The organism is Haloarcula nitratireducens, assembly GCF_019599505.1.
In genome coordinates, this window is record NZ_RKLT01000017.1 from 20,536 (window position 1) to 34,751 (window position 14,216).

Annotated in this window: 14 protein-coding genes; 8 read left to right on the forward strand and 6 right to left on the reverse strand. The window is 66.0% G+C overall.

Annotation, left to right across the window (positions count from 1 at the left end):
* The first annotated feature begins 89 nt into the window (after positions 1 to 89).
* Both EGH23_RS20600 and EGH23_RS20605 read left to right on the forward strand, forming a co-directional pair.
* Positions 90 to 953 (forward strand): alpha/beta fold hydrolase, encoded by an 864-nt coding sequence (locus EGH23_RS20600; protein WP_220581872.1) that lies wholly within the window; start codon positions 90 to 92, stop codon positions 951 to 953.
* A gap of 58 nt (positions 954 to 1,011) precedes the next feature.
* Entirely contained in the window at positions 1,012 to 1,977 is a 966-nt protein-coding gene (locus tag EGH23_RS20605) for a mannonate dehydratase (RefSeq protein ID WP_220581873.1), read from the forward strand.
* 15 nt (positions 1,978 to 1,992) lie between these two features.
* Here EGH23_RS20605 and EGH23_RS20610 read toward each other — a convergent pair whose 3' ends face one another.
* From EGH23_RS20610 to EGH23_RS20625, 4 genes are all read right to left on the reverse strand, one after another.
* On the reverse strand, positions 1,993 to 2,886 hold the full coding sequence (locus EGH23_RS20610; protein WP_220581874.1) for an SMP-30/gluconolactonase/LRE family protein: 894 nt from the start codon (positions 2,884 to 2,886) through the stop codon (positions 1,993 to 1,995).
* Between the two features lie 62 nt (positions 2,887 to 2,948).
* Positions 2,949 to 3,779, reverse strand: coding sequence for an ATP-binding cassette domain-containing protein (locus tag EGH23_RS20615; RefSeq protein WP_220581875.1), 831 nt, complete (start codon positions 3,777 to 3,779; stop codon positions 2,949 to 2,951).
* Complete coding sequence (locus EGH23_RS20620; RefSeq protein ID WP_220581876.1) at positions 3,776 to 4,783, reverse strand: ABC transporter permease; 1,008 nt, start codon at positions 4,781 to 4,783, stop codon at positions 3,776 to 3,778. Before EGH23_RS20620 ends, EGH23_RS20615 begins: the two co-directional genes overlap by 4 nt.
* 24 nt (positions 4,784 to 4,807) lie before the next feature.
* On the reverse strand, positions 4,808 to 6,031 hold the full coding sequence (locus tag EGH23_RS20625; protein ID WP_220581877.1) for a substrate-binding domain-containing protein: 1,224 nt from the start codon (positions 6,029 to 6,031) through the stop codon (positions 4,808 to 4,810).
* 211 nt (positions 6,032 to 6,242) lie between these two features.
* Here EGH23_RS20625 and EGH23_RS20630 point away from each other — a divergent pair, with 211 nt between their 5' ends.
* The 5 genes from EGH23_RS20630 to gfo6 all read left to right on the forward strand — a co-directional run bounded on the left by EGH23_RS20630 (position 6,243) and on the right by gfo6 (position 11,105).
* Positions 6,243 to 6,914 (forward strand): transaldolase family protein, encoded by a 672-nt coding sequence (locus EGH23_RS20630; protein WP_220581878.1) that lies wholly within the window; start codon positions 6,243 to 6,245, stop codon positions 6,912 to 6,914.
* Between the two features lie 25 nt (positions 6,915 to 6,939).
* Positions 6,940 to 7,911, forward strand: a complete 972-nt coding sequence (locus EGH23_RS20635; protein WP_220581879.1) for a carbohydrate kinase family protein — start codon at positions 6,940 to 6,942, stop codon at positions 7,909 to 7,911.
* Between the two features lie 72 nt (positions 7,912 to 7,983).
* Positions 7,984 to 8,745: an IclR family transcriptional regulator gene (locus EGH23_RS20640; protein ID WP_220581880.1), complete on the forward strand. Its 762-nt coding sequence runs from the start codon at positions 7,984 to 7,986 to the stop codon at positions 8,743 to 8,745.
* A 449-nt stretch (positions 8,746 to 9,194) separates the two neighbouring features.
* Positions 9,195 to 9,953, forward strand: coding sequence for an HpcH/HpaI aldolase family protein (locus EGH23_RS20645; protein ID WP_220581881.1), 759 nt, complete (start codon positions 9,195 to 9,197; stop codon positions 9,951 to 9,953).
* Between the two features lie 69 nt (positions 9,954 to 10,022).
* Positions 10,023 to 11,105, forward strand: a complete 1,083-nt coding sequence (gene gfo6, locus EGH23_RS20650) for a D-xylose 1-dehydrogenase Gfo6 (protein WP_220581882.1) — start codon at positions 10,023 to 10,025, stop codon at positions 11,103 to 11,105.
* A 16-nt stretch (positions 11,106 to 11,121) separates the two neighbouring features.
* Here gfo6 and EGH23_RS20655 read toward each other — a convergent pair whose 3' ends face one another.
* Positions 11,122 to 12,207 (reverse strand): substrate-binding domain-containing protein, encoded by a 1,086-nt coding sequence (locus tag EGH23_RS20655; RefSeq protein WP_220581883.1) that lies wholly within the window; start codon positions 12,205 to 12,207, stop codon positions 11,122 to 11,124.
* A 72-nt stretch (positions 12,208 to 12,279) separates the two neighbouring features.
* Positions 12,280 to 13,266 (reverse strand): ABC transporter permease, encoded by a 987-nt coding sequence (locus EGH23_RS20660; RefSeq protein WP_220581884.1) that lies wholly within the window; start codon positions 13,264 to 13,266, stop codon positions 12,280 to 12,282.
* A 133-nt stretch (positions 13,267 to 13,399) separates the two neighbouring features.
* Between EGH23_RS20660 and EGH23_RS20665 the strand changes: the two genes are divergently transcribed.
* Positions 13,400 to 14,197 (forward strand): ATP-binding cassette domain-containing protein, encoded by a 798-nt coding sequence (locus EGH23_RS20665; RefSeq protein WP_220581885.1) that lies wholly within the window; start codon positions 13,400 to 13,402, stop codon positions 14,195 to 14,197.
* Positions 14,198 to 14,216: the final 19 nt, after the last annotated feature.

Genomic DNA, 14,216 nt, shown 5'->3' on the forward strand with positions numbered 1-14,216 from the left:
AGCGACTCCCGGCGAGCCAATGAGTGTTACGCCGTCTCACGGCCCGCCGACGCGGAGCGACTTATCACGGTCTCCGGCGTACTGGACGTATGCCCACTGTCCAGACGAACGACGTCGAGACGTACTACGAGCGTCGCGGGAGCGGACCTCCGGTCGTGTTCGTCCACGGCGCTATCCTCGACCACTCGCAGTGGGACCCGCAGGTCGAGGCGCTCGGCGACGAGTACACGACGATAGCCTACGACGTCCGCGGACACGGCCGAACCGGCGGCTCCCCGCGCGGTCGGTACTCTATCGACCTGTTCGCCGACGACCTCGACGCGCTCCTCACGGCGCTCGACCTCGAAAGCCCGGTCATCTGCGGGCTCTCGACGGGCGGCTGTATCGCGCAGGTGCACGCGGCGCGCCACCCCGACCGCGTGGCGGGGCTCGTCCTCGCCGATACGTTTACCCCGGAACTGCTCTCTCGCAGCGAGTGGCTCCAGCGGTCGCTGCTGCTGCGGGCGACGGTTCCACCTGTCCGCCTCCTCGGCTACGAACGCGTCGAGAAACTGATGGTGTGGCTCGTAGAGCGTCTCCACGGGCGGGACGTCGGCGGCGACTACGAGAACGTCGAGCGGCTCAGGGAGACGGGGCCGAAGATGACCACCGACGAGTTCGCGAAGGTCGTCCGCGCGGTGGCCGCCTTCCACCGGACGGAGGTGGACCTCCGGTCGATTACCGTTCCCGCGCTGGTACTGTACGGCGAATACGAGTCGCCGCCCATGCACCGGCAGGCGGCCAGACTCGGCGTCGAACTGCCGAACGCTAGTGTCCGCGACGTTCCCGGCGGCGGCCACGCCTCGAACCTCGACAACCCCGCGTTCTTCACCGCGGCGGTCCGGAAGTTTCTCGCCGACGTGTTCGACGACGCGGCGGACGCTCCCGACGGGGGCTCGGCGGGGAAGGGATGACTCCTCGACGACGCGGCCGACCCCGAAGTATTAGTACCGCGCCGACGGCTACTCGCCTATGGTTTCGCCTGCACTCATCCTCCCCCCGGAGCCCGACGAACGGTGGCAGTTGGCCAAACAGATGGGCGTCGAGAAGACCGTCATCCACCCACTGGAGATCGGCGACGGCCGAACGTACTGGACCTACGACGACCTGCAGGGCCTCGACAACTGGCTCGCGGACGCCGGACTCGAATTTTCCGTCCTCGAAGGGTCGGTCCCCATCTCCGATCGGGTTCGCGTCGGTGCAGACGGTCGCGACGAGGACATCGAGGTGTTCGAGCAGTTCCTGCGCGACTGCGGGGAGGTCGGGATCCCCGTCGTCGCCTACGACTGGATGGCCGGCGTCCGCTGGGCGCGCACCGCCGCCCACGTCGAGTCTCGGGGCGGCTCCTACGTCACCGAGTTCGACGTCGAGAAGGCGCGGGGCGGCCCCGAACCGTTCCCCGACGTGACCCGCGAGGACGTCTGGGAGGCGCTGGAGTACTTCCTGCAGGAGGTGACGCCCGTCGCCGAGGAGGCGGGCGTGAAACTCGCGCTCCACCCCGACGACCCGCCCCGCGAATCGCTGCGCGGCACGCCTCGGGTCGTCGGGAGCGTCGAGGCCTACGACCGGGTGCTCTCGGCCTACGAGAGCGAGCACAACGGCCTCACGTTCTGTCAGGGTAACTTCGCCGCGATGGGGGCGGACGTCCCCGACGCCATCGAGCGCTTCGGCGACCGCATCAACTTCGTCCACTTCCGCGACGTCGAGGGCGACGCCGACCGCTTCGTCGAGACCTGGCACGACGACGGTCCGACGGACATGCTGGCCGCGATGCGGGCCTACGAAGCACACGCCGGCGACGACGTGCCGATGCGTCCCGACCACGTCCCGACGATGGCCGGCGAGGACAACTCCAACCCCGGCTACCACACGAAGGGCCGACTGTTCGCCATCGGCTACATGCGCGGGCTCCGAGAGCAGGCCCACGCGGACCGATAGCCCGACTCAGAACTCTCAGACCTCGATGGCCGACCGGAACTCTTCGCGACCAGTCACGCCGAGGTCGAGGCGGTAGAGGCTCCCCGCGCCCTCGCCCTCGGTCTCTCTCGTCTCCACGCAGGCCGTCGTCACGTAGGCCGTCTCGTAGTCGTCGCCGGCGAACGTGACCGAGGACACCTTCCGCGGGTCGAACTCGACGGTCGCCTCCCGGGTCCCGTCCGGGGCGAAGCGAATCAGTTTGTTGCCGTCCCAGAACGCCGACCAGACGCGGTCCTCGCTGTCGACGGTCATCCCGTCCGGGAGTCCCTCGATGCCGCTCGCGTCGAGGAACGTCTCGACGTTCGAGATCTCGCCGGTCGCGCGGTCGTAGTCGTAGCGGTAGATGTACCCCGGACAGTCCGGGTCGACCTCGCCGGTGTCGGTGAAGTAGAACTGCGAGCGGTCGCCGGTGAAGCCCATCCCGTTCGGCAGGACGCACTCCCGTATCAGTTCGAAGGTCCCGTCGGTGTGCAGTCTGTACAGTTGCCCGGGCAGGTCACGCTCCGGATCGGGCATCACGCCGGCGAAGACGCGGCCCTCGGGGTCGGCGATGACGTCGTTGAACCGCTCGTGAAACCGCTCCGGGTCCGGCTCGACGACGGGATCGACGGTCCCCGACGACTGGTCGAGGCGGCGGACCGCGCCCCATTCCTGAAACAGCAACAGCGAACCGTCGGTCTGAAACGTGAACCCGCCGATTCGCTCCTCGCCGTCCTCGTAGACGAGTTCGTGGTCGTCGGCCGCCGGATCGTAGCGGTAGATGCGTCCGTTCGGAATATCAGTCCAGTACAGCAGTTCCTCGTCGGGGTGCCACAGCGGTCCTTCGCCGGTCTCACACTCGATGTCGACGACGAGTTCCGGTCGCGTCATACGTGCGGTATCGGCCCAGTGGACCGTAAACGTGTGTGTCACAGCGAAAGACCGAACTCGGCTCAGTCGTCGTCCAGTAGGCCGGCGTCGAGCGTGCCGGTCGTCATCAGCTCGTTCAGTTCTTCGAGGTCCGTCTCGCTCGGTTCGAGCGTGCCGACGAGCGAGCCCCGAAACAGCACGCCGATACGGTCGGCGTGTTCGAGGACGGACTCGATGTTGTGACTGACAATGATGATGGTGATGCCCTCGTCGGCGAGCTTGTCGATGGTGTCCTGGACGAGGCGGGTCGCTTCGACCGAGAGCGCGCTGGTCGGCTCGTCGAGGATAATGACGTCGGGATCGAACGCCAGCGCTCGGCCGATGGCGACGAGCTGGCGCTGACCGCCCGAGAGGAACTCGACTTCCGTCTTGATGTCCATGTCGCGGCCGAGCTGGTCCATCATTATCTGTTCGGTGCGGTCGTACGTCTCCTCCCAGTCGATGACCTGCAGCGGTCCGAAACCCTTGCGCGGGAACTGGCCCATGAAGATGTTCGTCGCGATGTCGAGGTCGTTCATCAGCGCCAGGTCCTGATAGACGGTCTCGATGCCGTTGTCCCGGGCGTCGGAGGGGTTGCTGAAGTGGACCTCGCGGCCGTCCTTGTAGATCTGGCCGCTCGTGGGTTCGTGGACGCCGCTGAGGACGTTCATCAGCGTCGACTTCCCCGCGCCGTTGTCGCCGACGAGCGCGTATATCTCGCCCGGCTCGACCGCCAGCGAGACGTCTTCGAGGGCGACGATGCGACCGAACTGCTTCGTGACGTCCTCGACGCGGATCTTCGGCTCCGTCGCCCGTTCGCCGCCGGACTGCTGGGCGGATTCCTCCCCGCTCGCGGGGCTGTCCTCGACGCTCATACCGCACCACTCGCGAGGATGCGAGAGCGGATCTTGCTCTGCGTGCTGTACAGCAGGATGGCGACGAGCAGGACGATGCCGTTTATCATCTGTATCTGGGTCGCCCCGACGACGGGGCTGTTGTTCAGCGCGGACTGGACGAGTTGGATGAGGATGACCCCGCCCAGCGCGCCGGTGATCTTCCCGCGACCGCCGAACAGGCTGATGCCGCCGATGACGGCCCCGGCGAACGCCTGGAACACCAGCCCCTCGCCGATGAGCGGCGGGACGACGCCGACGAACCCGGTCAGCATCAGTCCGGCGATGGCCGACAGCACACCGCTTATCGTGTAGATGACGATGATGAGTCGCTCGGTGTCGATGCCCACTTCGCGGGCCGAGACCTCCGAACTCCCGAGCGCGTACACCGACTGCCCGAAGGAGGTGTATCGAAGCACGAGTCCGAAGACGAGGAACGCCGCCAGCATGATGCCGATAGCGAGGTCGGGCGTGCCGCCGACCTGGACGTACAGCCTCGGGAGCCCGGTCACCGGTTGGGTCTGCATGGCCGTCTTCGCGCCCTCGAAGATGATGAGGAACGCGAGCGTCTGGAGGAACGGGTTCAGACCGACCTTCGCTATCATCACGCCGTTGGCTAATCCGATGACCGCGCCGGTGATCAGGATGACGCCGAACCCGGCCCACGGGCTGGTCGTGACGCCCCAGCAACTCGGGCACGTCCCGAGCAACATCCCGGTGAACATCGCCGAGAAGCCGGCGATGGAGCCGATAGAGAGGTCGAAGTGCCCGGAGAGGAGACAGAGGCTCTCGGCGAGGACCAACAGGCCGATGGGGACCGCGCCCCATAGTATGAGCTCCAGCGACCGGAACGTCTGGGGCACCGTCAACAGGATACCGAGGATGACGATGCCCAGAATCGGCCATATCATGTTGTCGAGCAGCGTCAGCGCTACGTCGTCTCTATCACCGATCGTCCTGCCGACGAAACCTTGTTCAGTAGACATTTTTTGAGAGGAGAGGTGGCGTCGTTAGCCCCAGATGTTACCCCAGAGGTACGGCTCGTCGTAGTTCTCTTGGGTGATAACGACGCTGTTCGTCCTGAACCACGGGTGGCCGTTCTGCTCGCGCATGATGCCCGGCTCCCAGATGGGCTCGGACCACATGTTGACGCCCTTGTGGTTCGCGGCCTCGACGCTGAACTGGTCGGACGTGACCTCGCTCTCCACTTCGGGGATGACGCTCGGGTCGTTGCCCGCCTCGACGTACATCTTCATGTACTTCAGCGCGATGGGGTTGTAGAAGTAGTTGGGCTGGTCGACGGCGGCGTCGATCGTCCCGTCGCCGACGAGCGGGTTGACCTCGGGGCTCCCGTCCATCTGCGTGAGACAGATGTGACCCTCTTCGCCCGTCGGAACCAGCATATCGAGGTTGCGAAGCGCCTGCACGACGCCGAGCCCCATCGAGAGGTTCCCCGAGTAGATGCCGTCGACGCGCCCGTTGGAGTTGATCCACTCCTGGACGGTCCGCTGGGCCACGTCACGGGCGTACTCGCCGTTGAGGGTCGTGACCACTTCGGCCCGGTCGTTCTCCTTCATCACGTCGAGGAAGCCCTGCGAGCGCTGATTCGCCGACTGGTTCCCCTGGACGCCCCGCACGTTCAGCACGCGCCAGGTGTCCTTGTCCGGATACTGCGATTCGAGCGCTTTGATCATCTGCTCGGCCGAGCTAGCGCCGCCGTCGTAGTTGCTGAAGCCGACGTAGAGCGGGATCTCCGAACTGGACGTATCGGCGTTCGTCGCGAACACCGGCGTCCCGCCCTCTATCGCCTGATTGATCGCTCCCTCGGCGGCACCCGTCTGCCAGACGCCGACGAGGATGCCGTCGTAGTCGCCGTTGGCGAACTCGCGGATGTCCTGGACTTGCTTCTGGGCGCTCTGCTGGTTCGGCCGGACGTCCAGTTGGATGCCCTGGTCCTCGGCGTAGAACCGCGCCGCCTCGATATACGCCGTGATCCAGGCTCCGCCGCGGACGTACGCGGTCATGCCGACCTTCTGCAGACTGCCGCTTCCACCACCGCTGCTCGTTCCGGTGGTTCCGCCGTCGCCGCCGGTTCCGGTCCCGCCGTCTCCGCCCGTACCGCCGTCACCACCATCGCCGCCGTCGCCGCCGTCCCCGCCACAGCCGGCGAGCGAAACTGTCGTGATCGTCGCCCCGGTCGCCTTTAAAAATCTACGTCTGGTATTGTCAACCATACCTACCCATAGTAGCGAACGTTCGTACATAAATGTTGTTGAACATCAACCGCCCCGTTGACCTATCGAGTCCGGCGGATCGGTTCGGCGGTCCCGCTTCGCGAACTCGTCTTACTGTCGGAAAATTTTCACTATCTGCCCCATCGTGGACGGTGTCTTCTCGACTCTCCTGCCGGTAGCTTCTTGCCGACAGGACGCCCACCGCTGAGATATGAGACTCTATCTCGATACGGCGGACCTCGGTCGGATCCGTGACCTGTCTCGGCTCGGCGTCCTCGACGGCGTCACGACGAACCCGGCGATCGTCGCCGACGCGGAGAAGTCGTATCGGAACGCGGTCGAAGACGTCGCCGAGGTAGTAGACGGCCCGGTGTTCGCACAGGTCATCGCCGCCGACGCCGACGAGATGGTCCGCGAAGCGCGGGGCTATCAGGAGTGGGCCGCCGACGTGGTGGCGAAGATCCCCGCCACCCGCGAGGGGTTCGAGGCGCTCTCCCGCCTCCGAACCGAGGGGATCCCGGCGGGCACGACGGTCGTCTTCTCCGTCGAGCAGGCGGTGTTGGCGGCGAAGAACGACGCCACGTTCGTCGCGCCCTACGTCGGCCGCCTCGACGACGCCGGCGAGGACGGGGTCGGGACCGTCCGCCGGATGCAGGAGATATACGACACCTACGGGTTCGAGACGGAGCTGCTGGCGGCCAGCATCCGGAACACGACGCAGGCCGTCGCGCTGTACGAAGCCGGCGTCGACGCGGTGACGATGTCGCCCGAAGTCCTCGAAGCGCATATCCCGCACCCCGAGACCGACGAGGGCGTCGCCGGGTTCGAGGCGGCGTGGGGCGACCGGGGCAGCCCGCTCGACGAGCGCGGCGACAGTAGCTAAGTACCGGGCCGGTGAACGACTCGCCATGACCGACGACCCAACCGTGCTGGTCGCGGGCGACACGCTGGTCGACTTCGTCCCCGAGCGAGCGGGGCCGCCGGGAGAGGCCGGCGGCTACGCGCCGAAGTTCGGCGGCTCGGGCGCGAACGTCGCCCTCGCACTCGACCGCATCGGCGTTCCGCCCCTGTTCTGGACGCGCCTCGCCGCCGACGACTTCGGCGCGTTCCTCCGCTCGCATCTGGACGACTCGGCGATTCCGGCCGACTTGCTCGTAACCGATCCGGACGCGCGGACGACGCTCGCCGTCGTCACGCACGACGAGGACGGCGACCGCTCCTTCTCGTTCTACCGCGAGGACGGCGCGGACACGCGCTTCGAACCCGGTCGAGTCGGCGATACGACGCTCGACTCGGTGTCGTGGGTCCACACGACCGGCGTGACGATGAGCGTCGAACCGAGTCGGACGGCCACGCTCGAACTCCAGTCTCGCGCCAGCGACCGCGCGACGGTGTCGCTGGACCCGAACTGGCGACCGGAGATGTGGGAGAGCCCCTACGAGTTCGGGGCCGTCGTCCGCGGCGCGCTGGACGCCGTCGACGTCGTCAAGGCGACGCCGGAGGACCTCGAAGCCGCGGGCTTCGAGACGGGCGACCCCGAGACGCTCGCGCGGGACGTCGCCGATTACGGCCCGCACACGGTCGTGTTGACGCTCGGCGGCGAGGGGGCGCTGTGTTACGGAACCGACGAGAGTCCGGTTGCCGGGTGGGGGCGTCACGGGGGATACGACGTCGACGTCGTCGATACGACGGGCGCGGGCGACGCCTTCCTCGCGGGATTCATCGCCGCGCTGACCCACGGCGTGACCGACGCCGAGTCCGCCCTCGCGCTCGCGAACGCCGCGGGAGCCGTCGCCACGACCCGACCCGGGGCGGTGTCGGCGCTGACCGGTTTCGACCGGATCCGGCGGTTTCACGACGAGATCCCCTGGGCCGAATAGCCGTCTGGCCGGGACGGACGCCCGTTCCGTTCTGGTGAACAGACCTATATCCTAGGGCGTCGTAGCCGTGGTATGCCATCGCAGGAGAACACGATAACTGCGACCAGAACGTCGTTCCGTGTCCTGGAGGCGCTCAAACGCCTCGACGGGGCGGGTGTGACGGCCGTGGCGACCGAACTGGACACCGCGAAGAGCACCGTCCACAATCACCTGCGGACCCTCGAAGACGAGGGCTACGTCACCTGCGAGGGCGGGACGTACCGGGTTAGCCTCCGGTTTCTCGAACTCGGTGAGTACACCAGAAACCGGATGGACATCTACGAGAAGGCCCGTCCGGAGGTCGACTCGCTCGCCGAGGAGACGGGGGAGATGGCCAACGCCGCCGTCGAAGAACACGGTGAGGGCGTCTACATCACGCGCGCGGAGGGAACGCAGGCGGTCAGCGTCGACACCTACGCCGGCAAACGGGTGAAACTGCACTGCACCGCGCTCGGCAAGACGATTCTGGCACAACTTCCCGAACAGCGGGTCGACGCCATCCTCGAGACGCACGGGTTGCCGAAGCGAACGGAGAACACGATCACCGACGCCGACGAACTGAAAGACGAACTCGGCGAGATTCGCGACCGGGGGTACGCCTACGACCGCGAGGAGCGACTGCCCGGCCTCCGGTGCGTGGCGGCTCCCGTCGTGGCCGACGACGGGAACCTCATCGCGGCGCTCTCCGTCTCGGGGCCGACGACCCGTATCAAGGGCGACCGCTTCCACGAGGAGATCCCGGAGTTGCTCCGGTCCTCGGCCAACGTCATCGAGATAAACCTCGCCTATTCGTGATGTGCTACCGCGTCCCGCAGAGCTGAACGGCAGGATCGCTCCGCCCCTTGGTTCGTGCGTCCCCGCTTCGAGTACCCCGGAGAGACCGGAACCCGTTGAACACGCAGAACCCATCGAGCGTACCAAGAAATGACGATATATGAACTTAGAGGTAGTTACGAAATATTTCCTCGCAATTATCCCGCGACTCTTTGACGAATAGAGATCGCGAACTGCATCGCTCTCCGCGTCGCGTTCGCTTCCAGTAACCGCACGTTCAGCTAAGGTGAACGACATCCTGAGCAATAAAACGTTATGGTTATCGCGGTGGAATAACGATAGTACACGAGTTATTAGGAAATCGCTTCGTCGTTCCGCACGACGGATTTCACGTTCGGCAGATCTGAACACCGCTCCGATCACGTGCGATAAGCGGTATCTTCATGCTGAGTGCTACCAATTTACGGCACATGGTGTCTCCATCGCTCAGACGGCGGTTACTCGACGGGGAGACGGTCGTCGGCACGTTCCAGTTGCTGGACTCGCCGATGGCCGCCGAGATGGCCGGCGTCGCGGGGCTGGACTTCACGATTCTCGACCAGGAGCACGGACCGCTGACCGCCGAGACGTGCGTCGCGATGTGTGCGGCCGCACAGGGGGGCGGTGCCGAACCGGTCGTCCGCGTCCGGAGCAATTCCGAGGCGGAGGTGCAACGCGCTCTCGACATCGGGGCCGCCGGGGTCGAGATTCCGCAGATAGAGACCGGAGAGGACGCCCGCGCCGCCGTCGAGCACGCTCGTTTCGACCCACTCGGGTCGCGGGGCCTCTCGCCGAAGGTCCGCGCCGGCGGCTACACCGGGAGCGACGACTTCACCGAGCGACAGAACGAGGAGACGGCCGTCGTCGTCCACATCGAGGGGGAACGCGGCGTCGAGAACGTCGAGACCATCGCCGGGGTGGACGGTATCGACGTGCTGTTTCTCGGCCCCTACGACCTCTCTCAGTCCATCGGCATCCCGGGACAGGTTCGTGACGACCGCGTCGAGTCGCTCATGGCCGAGGTCTGTGACCGTGCCGACGAGGCGGGGAAAGTCGTCGGGACGTACGCCGACGACGCCGAGATGGCCCGCCGGTGGATGGACGCCGGCGTGCAGTACGTCGCCGTCGGCGTCGACGGGACGCTCCTCACTCGCGCCTTCGAGGGCATCGCGGACGCGCTCGGAGAGTAGCGGCTGCGGTCGCTCTCGACGAGGGCCGACTGCCCGACGTTTCTTTATCCCCGCGGTCGATTGGCCGACATGGACCTATCGGCGCTACTCGGCGACTTCGACCGCCGCGACTGGCAGGACGTGACCGAGACGGACGACCCGATCCGCTTCGCCATGATCGGCGTCGGCTGGTGGACCCGCGAGCAGGCGATGACGGCCGTCGAGTCGAGCGACCTCTGTGAGACGACCGTGCTGGTCAGTGGCGACCGGGAGAAGGCCGAGGACGTGGCGGCCGATTCCGAAACTGTCGAACGCGCCATCACCTACGAGGAGTTCCACGACGGGGCCGAAAGCGATGCCTACGACGCCGTCTACGTCGTGACGCCGAACGCCTACCACCTCGAATACGTCGAGACGGCCGCCGAGCTCGGGAAGGACGTCCTCTGCGAGAAGCCGATGGAGGCGACCATCGAACGGGCAGAGCGGATGGTCGAGGTCTGCGAGGACCACGACGCGACGCTGATGATCGCCTACCGGATGCAGACCGAGCCGGCGGTCCGGCGCGCGAAGGACCTGATCGAGGAGGGATACATCGGTGACCCGGTGTTCGTCCACGGCAACATGACCGAGCCGATTCTGGAGCTGGTCCCCGACCCCGACCAGTGGCGGTTGGACTGGGACGCCTCGGGCGGCTGTGCGGCGATGGACATCGGCATCTACTCGCTCAACACCGCTCGCTTCCTGCTGGACGCCGACCCGCTGCGAGTTCAGGGTTCCGTCGCGTCCGTCCGGGAGGAGTTCGAGGACGTGCCCGACGAACACGCCGCCTTTCAGGTCACCTTCCCCGACCACGTGTTCGCGCTCTGTACCGCCAGCCAGAACGCGACGATGGCGAGTCACGTCCGCGTGACCGGGACCGAGGGACAGGTCCGCGTCGAGCCGGCCTTCTACCCGTGGGACGACCGGAAGCTCCACGTCTCCTGTGGCGACACCGACACCGAGATCGAGTTCGAGCAGATCGACCAGATGGAAGAGGAGTTCGAGTACTTCGCGCACTGTCTCCTGACCGACACCGATCCCCGTCCGGACGGCGAACACGGGTTGACCGACATCCGGACGATAAAGGCCGTTTACCGCGCCGCCGAGTCGGGGCGCGCGGTCGATCTCGACTGAGGCGGCGACCGAGCGGTCAGCCGAAGTACTCGCTGAGGTAGTCCGAGGCGTTGTCCTGCGTGACCTCCAGTCCGTCGATGACGATGGTGTCCTCGACGGACTCGCCGGCGAGGTGGGCCTTCCCGCTCTCGATGGCCGTGTTCACCATGTCCTCGGGGAGTTGCGCGATGGTCCCGTAGTACTGGTTGTCCGAGAACAGTTGCACCCACGCCTCGGTGCCGTCGATGCCGGTGACGGGAACCGACATGTCGGCGTTGTTGAGCGCCTGATGAGCGCCGAGCGCCATCAGGTCGTTCTGGCAGAACACGCCGTCGATCTCGTCGCCGTACTGCGTGATGAAGTCCTCCATCACGCTCAGGGCGTTCTGCGTCGAGAACTCGCCGGTCTGGCTGGCGAGTCGGTTCAGGCTGTCGTTGTCGTCGACCGCCTGCTGGAACCCCTCGCCGCGTTCGTTCGTCACGCTCGCGCCCGGCGTCCCTTCCAGTTGGACCACGTTGTACGTGTCGGCGTCGCCGCTCTCCTGCATGAAGGAGAGACAGAGCTCGGTCGAGCGCTGGCCCAGTTGGACGTTGTCGGAGGCGACGTACGTGACCGTCTCCCCCTGTGCGACGTTGCGGTCGATGGCGACGACGGGAATGCCGGCCTCGTTGGCCTGGCGAATGGCGTTGATGACGCCCTCGGCCGTGATGGCGGATATCATCAGGAAGTCCACCTCGTTCGAGATGGCGGCCTCGACGTCCGAGACCTGCTGGCTCTGGGAGTTGCCCGCGTCGTAGAACGCCGAATCCGAGGATATCATCCCGTCGCTCTTGGCCTGGTTGAAGGCGTTCTCCATCCGCGCGAAGAACGTGAACTCGAGCGACGGCACCGAGAGCGCGACGGTCGGCGTGGACCCGCCGCCGGTCGTTCCCTCTTCGGTCCCCTCGGTGGTTCCGGTGCCGCCGTCGCCGGTCGTTCCGGTGCCGCCGTCACCGGCGGTTCCATCGCCGCCGTCACCACCGTCACCACCGTCGCCGCCGTCACCGCCGCACCCGGCGAGCATGGCTGTTCCGGCGATCGCGCCGCTGCGGATGAACGTCCGTCTGCGGATGTCTCGTGACATACGCTAGCGTGTTTCGCGCCGTCGATTAAAAGAAGTATCGGTAAATATGACGTATTTCTCAGTTATCGATTCTCACTCCTGCCCGACGACGTTCGCGAGGACGGCCAACATGAGGACGATCCCCTGTGCGACGAGCCGCCCGGAGGGGTCGACGCCCATGAGATTCAACCCGTTCCCGAGGACGCCGAGGATGAGGACGCCGATGAGCGTGCCGACCATGTTGCCCGACCCGCCGAAGAGGTTGGCACCGCCGAGGATGACCGCGGCGATGGGCGGCAGCAGGAGGCTCGCCCCCATCGTCGGGACGGCGCTACCGAGGCGGCCGAGCGTCACGAGTCCCGCGATGGCCGCGAACACGCCCGAGATGACGAGCGTGCCCATCCGGACCGCCATGACGTTGATACCCATGCGCTCCGCGGCGGTGCGGTCGCCGCCGACGGCGTAGATGTACAGGCCGAACTTCGTATAGGAGAGTATCAACTGCGAGACGACGAGTAGGGAGAGGAAGACGAGGACGATGCTCGGGAAGCCGAAGACGCTGGAGCCGCCGATAGCCGTTATCGACTCCGGCAGGCCGATGATGGGGCGGTTGTTGGAGACGATGAGACCGAAGCCGTCCGCGAGGAAGAGCATCGCCAGCGTCGTCATGAAGGAGGGGACGCCGAAGCGGGCGGTGACGTACCCCGAGACGGTTCCGAAGGCCGCGCCGAGGGCCAGTCCGGCGAGGATGGCGAGGGGCACCGGAACGGCGAACCCCTCGAAGAGCCGCGCGCCGACCGCCAGCGTCGCGATGGTCAGCCCCGAGACTTCCATCACCTGCGCGATGCTCAGGTCGATCTCGGCACAGAGGATGGGGAAGGTCACGCCGATGGCCATGATGCCGATTATCGACACCTGCTGGAGGACGTTCACCTGGTTGCCGACCGTGAGAAACCGGTCGTTCAGGAGCGCGAACGCCACGTACAACCCCACGAGCCCGATGATCGGACCGTACTGACTGATCGCGTTGATAGTCAGTCGGTCCCGAAAGAGCGAGGCATCGGCTACCGATTGCGACATGGCAGATTCGTTTCGACGGCGCGATATTATATCTTTGGGGAATGTGAACTTTCAACACGAGACGGACGCACCTCGTTCTCGGAACGGTCCCGTAGACCGAACGCTTTTACTGCCACGTGAAGACATACCGCACATGACGACGTCCAGTCAGAGCGACACAGACCACATCGTCGAGATGGAGGCGATCACCAAGACCTTCGGCGAAGTGGTCGCGCTGCGGGACGTGACGTTCGAACTCCGCCGAAACGAGGTGCTCGCGCTGGCGGGCGACAACGGGGCCGGGAAATCGACGCTCATCAAGTGTCTGGCCGGCGCGCTCAGACCGGACTCGGGGACGATCCGCGTGGACGGCGAGGTCGTCGAGATACGGAATCCCCGACAGGCGAAGGAACTCGGCATCGAGACGACGTTCCAGGACCTCGCGGTCGCGGGGAACCTCACCGTCGCGCAGAACATCTTCCTGGGGCGTGAAGAGGTCACGGGTCCGAACACGATGCTCGGCGTCCTCGACAAGCGCGCGATGCGAGAGCGCGCCCGCGAACTCTTAGAAGACTTAGAGATACGCGTCGACGTAGACGAGAAGGTGGCGAATCTCTCGGGGGGCGAGCGGCAACTGGTGAGCATCTCGCGGACGCTTCTCTCGGACCCGAAGATCGTCATCATGGACGAACCGACGAGCGCCCTCTCCGTCGAGGGGGCCGAGCGCGTCCTCGAACTCATCTCGCAGATGCAGAATCAGGGCATCTCGATCATCCTCATCTCGCACAACTTAGATTACGTCCAGCGGGCGGCAGACCGCATCCACATCCTCCATCAGGGCCGCAGCGCGGGCGTCATCGACGGCCCGACCGCGGACCGGGACGACATCGTCAGTCGGATGGTCGGCGGTATGCCCGACGAGGAACGGGGCGAACGGCCCGCCGACGTCTGAGCGGTAACCGAACCCGCCC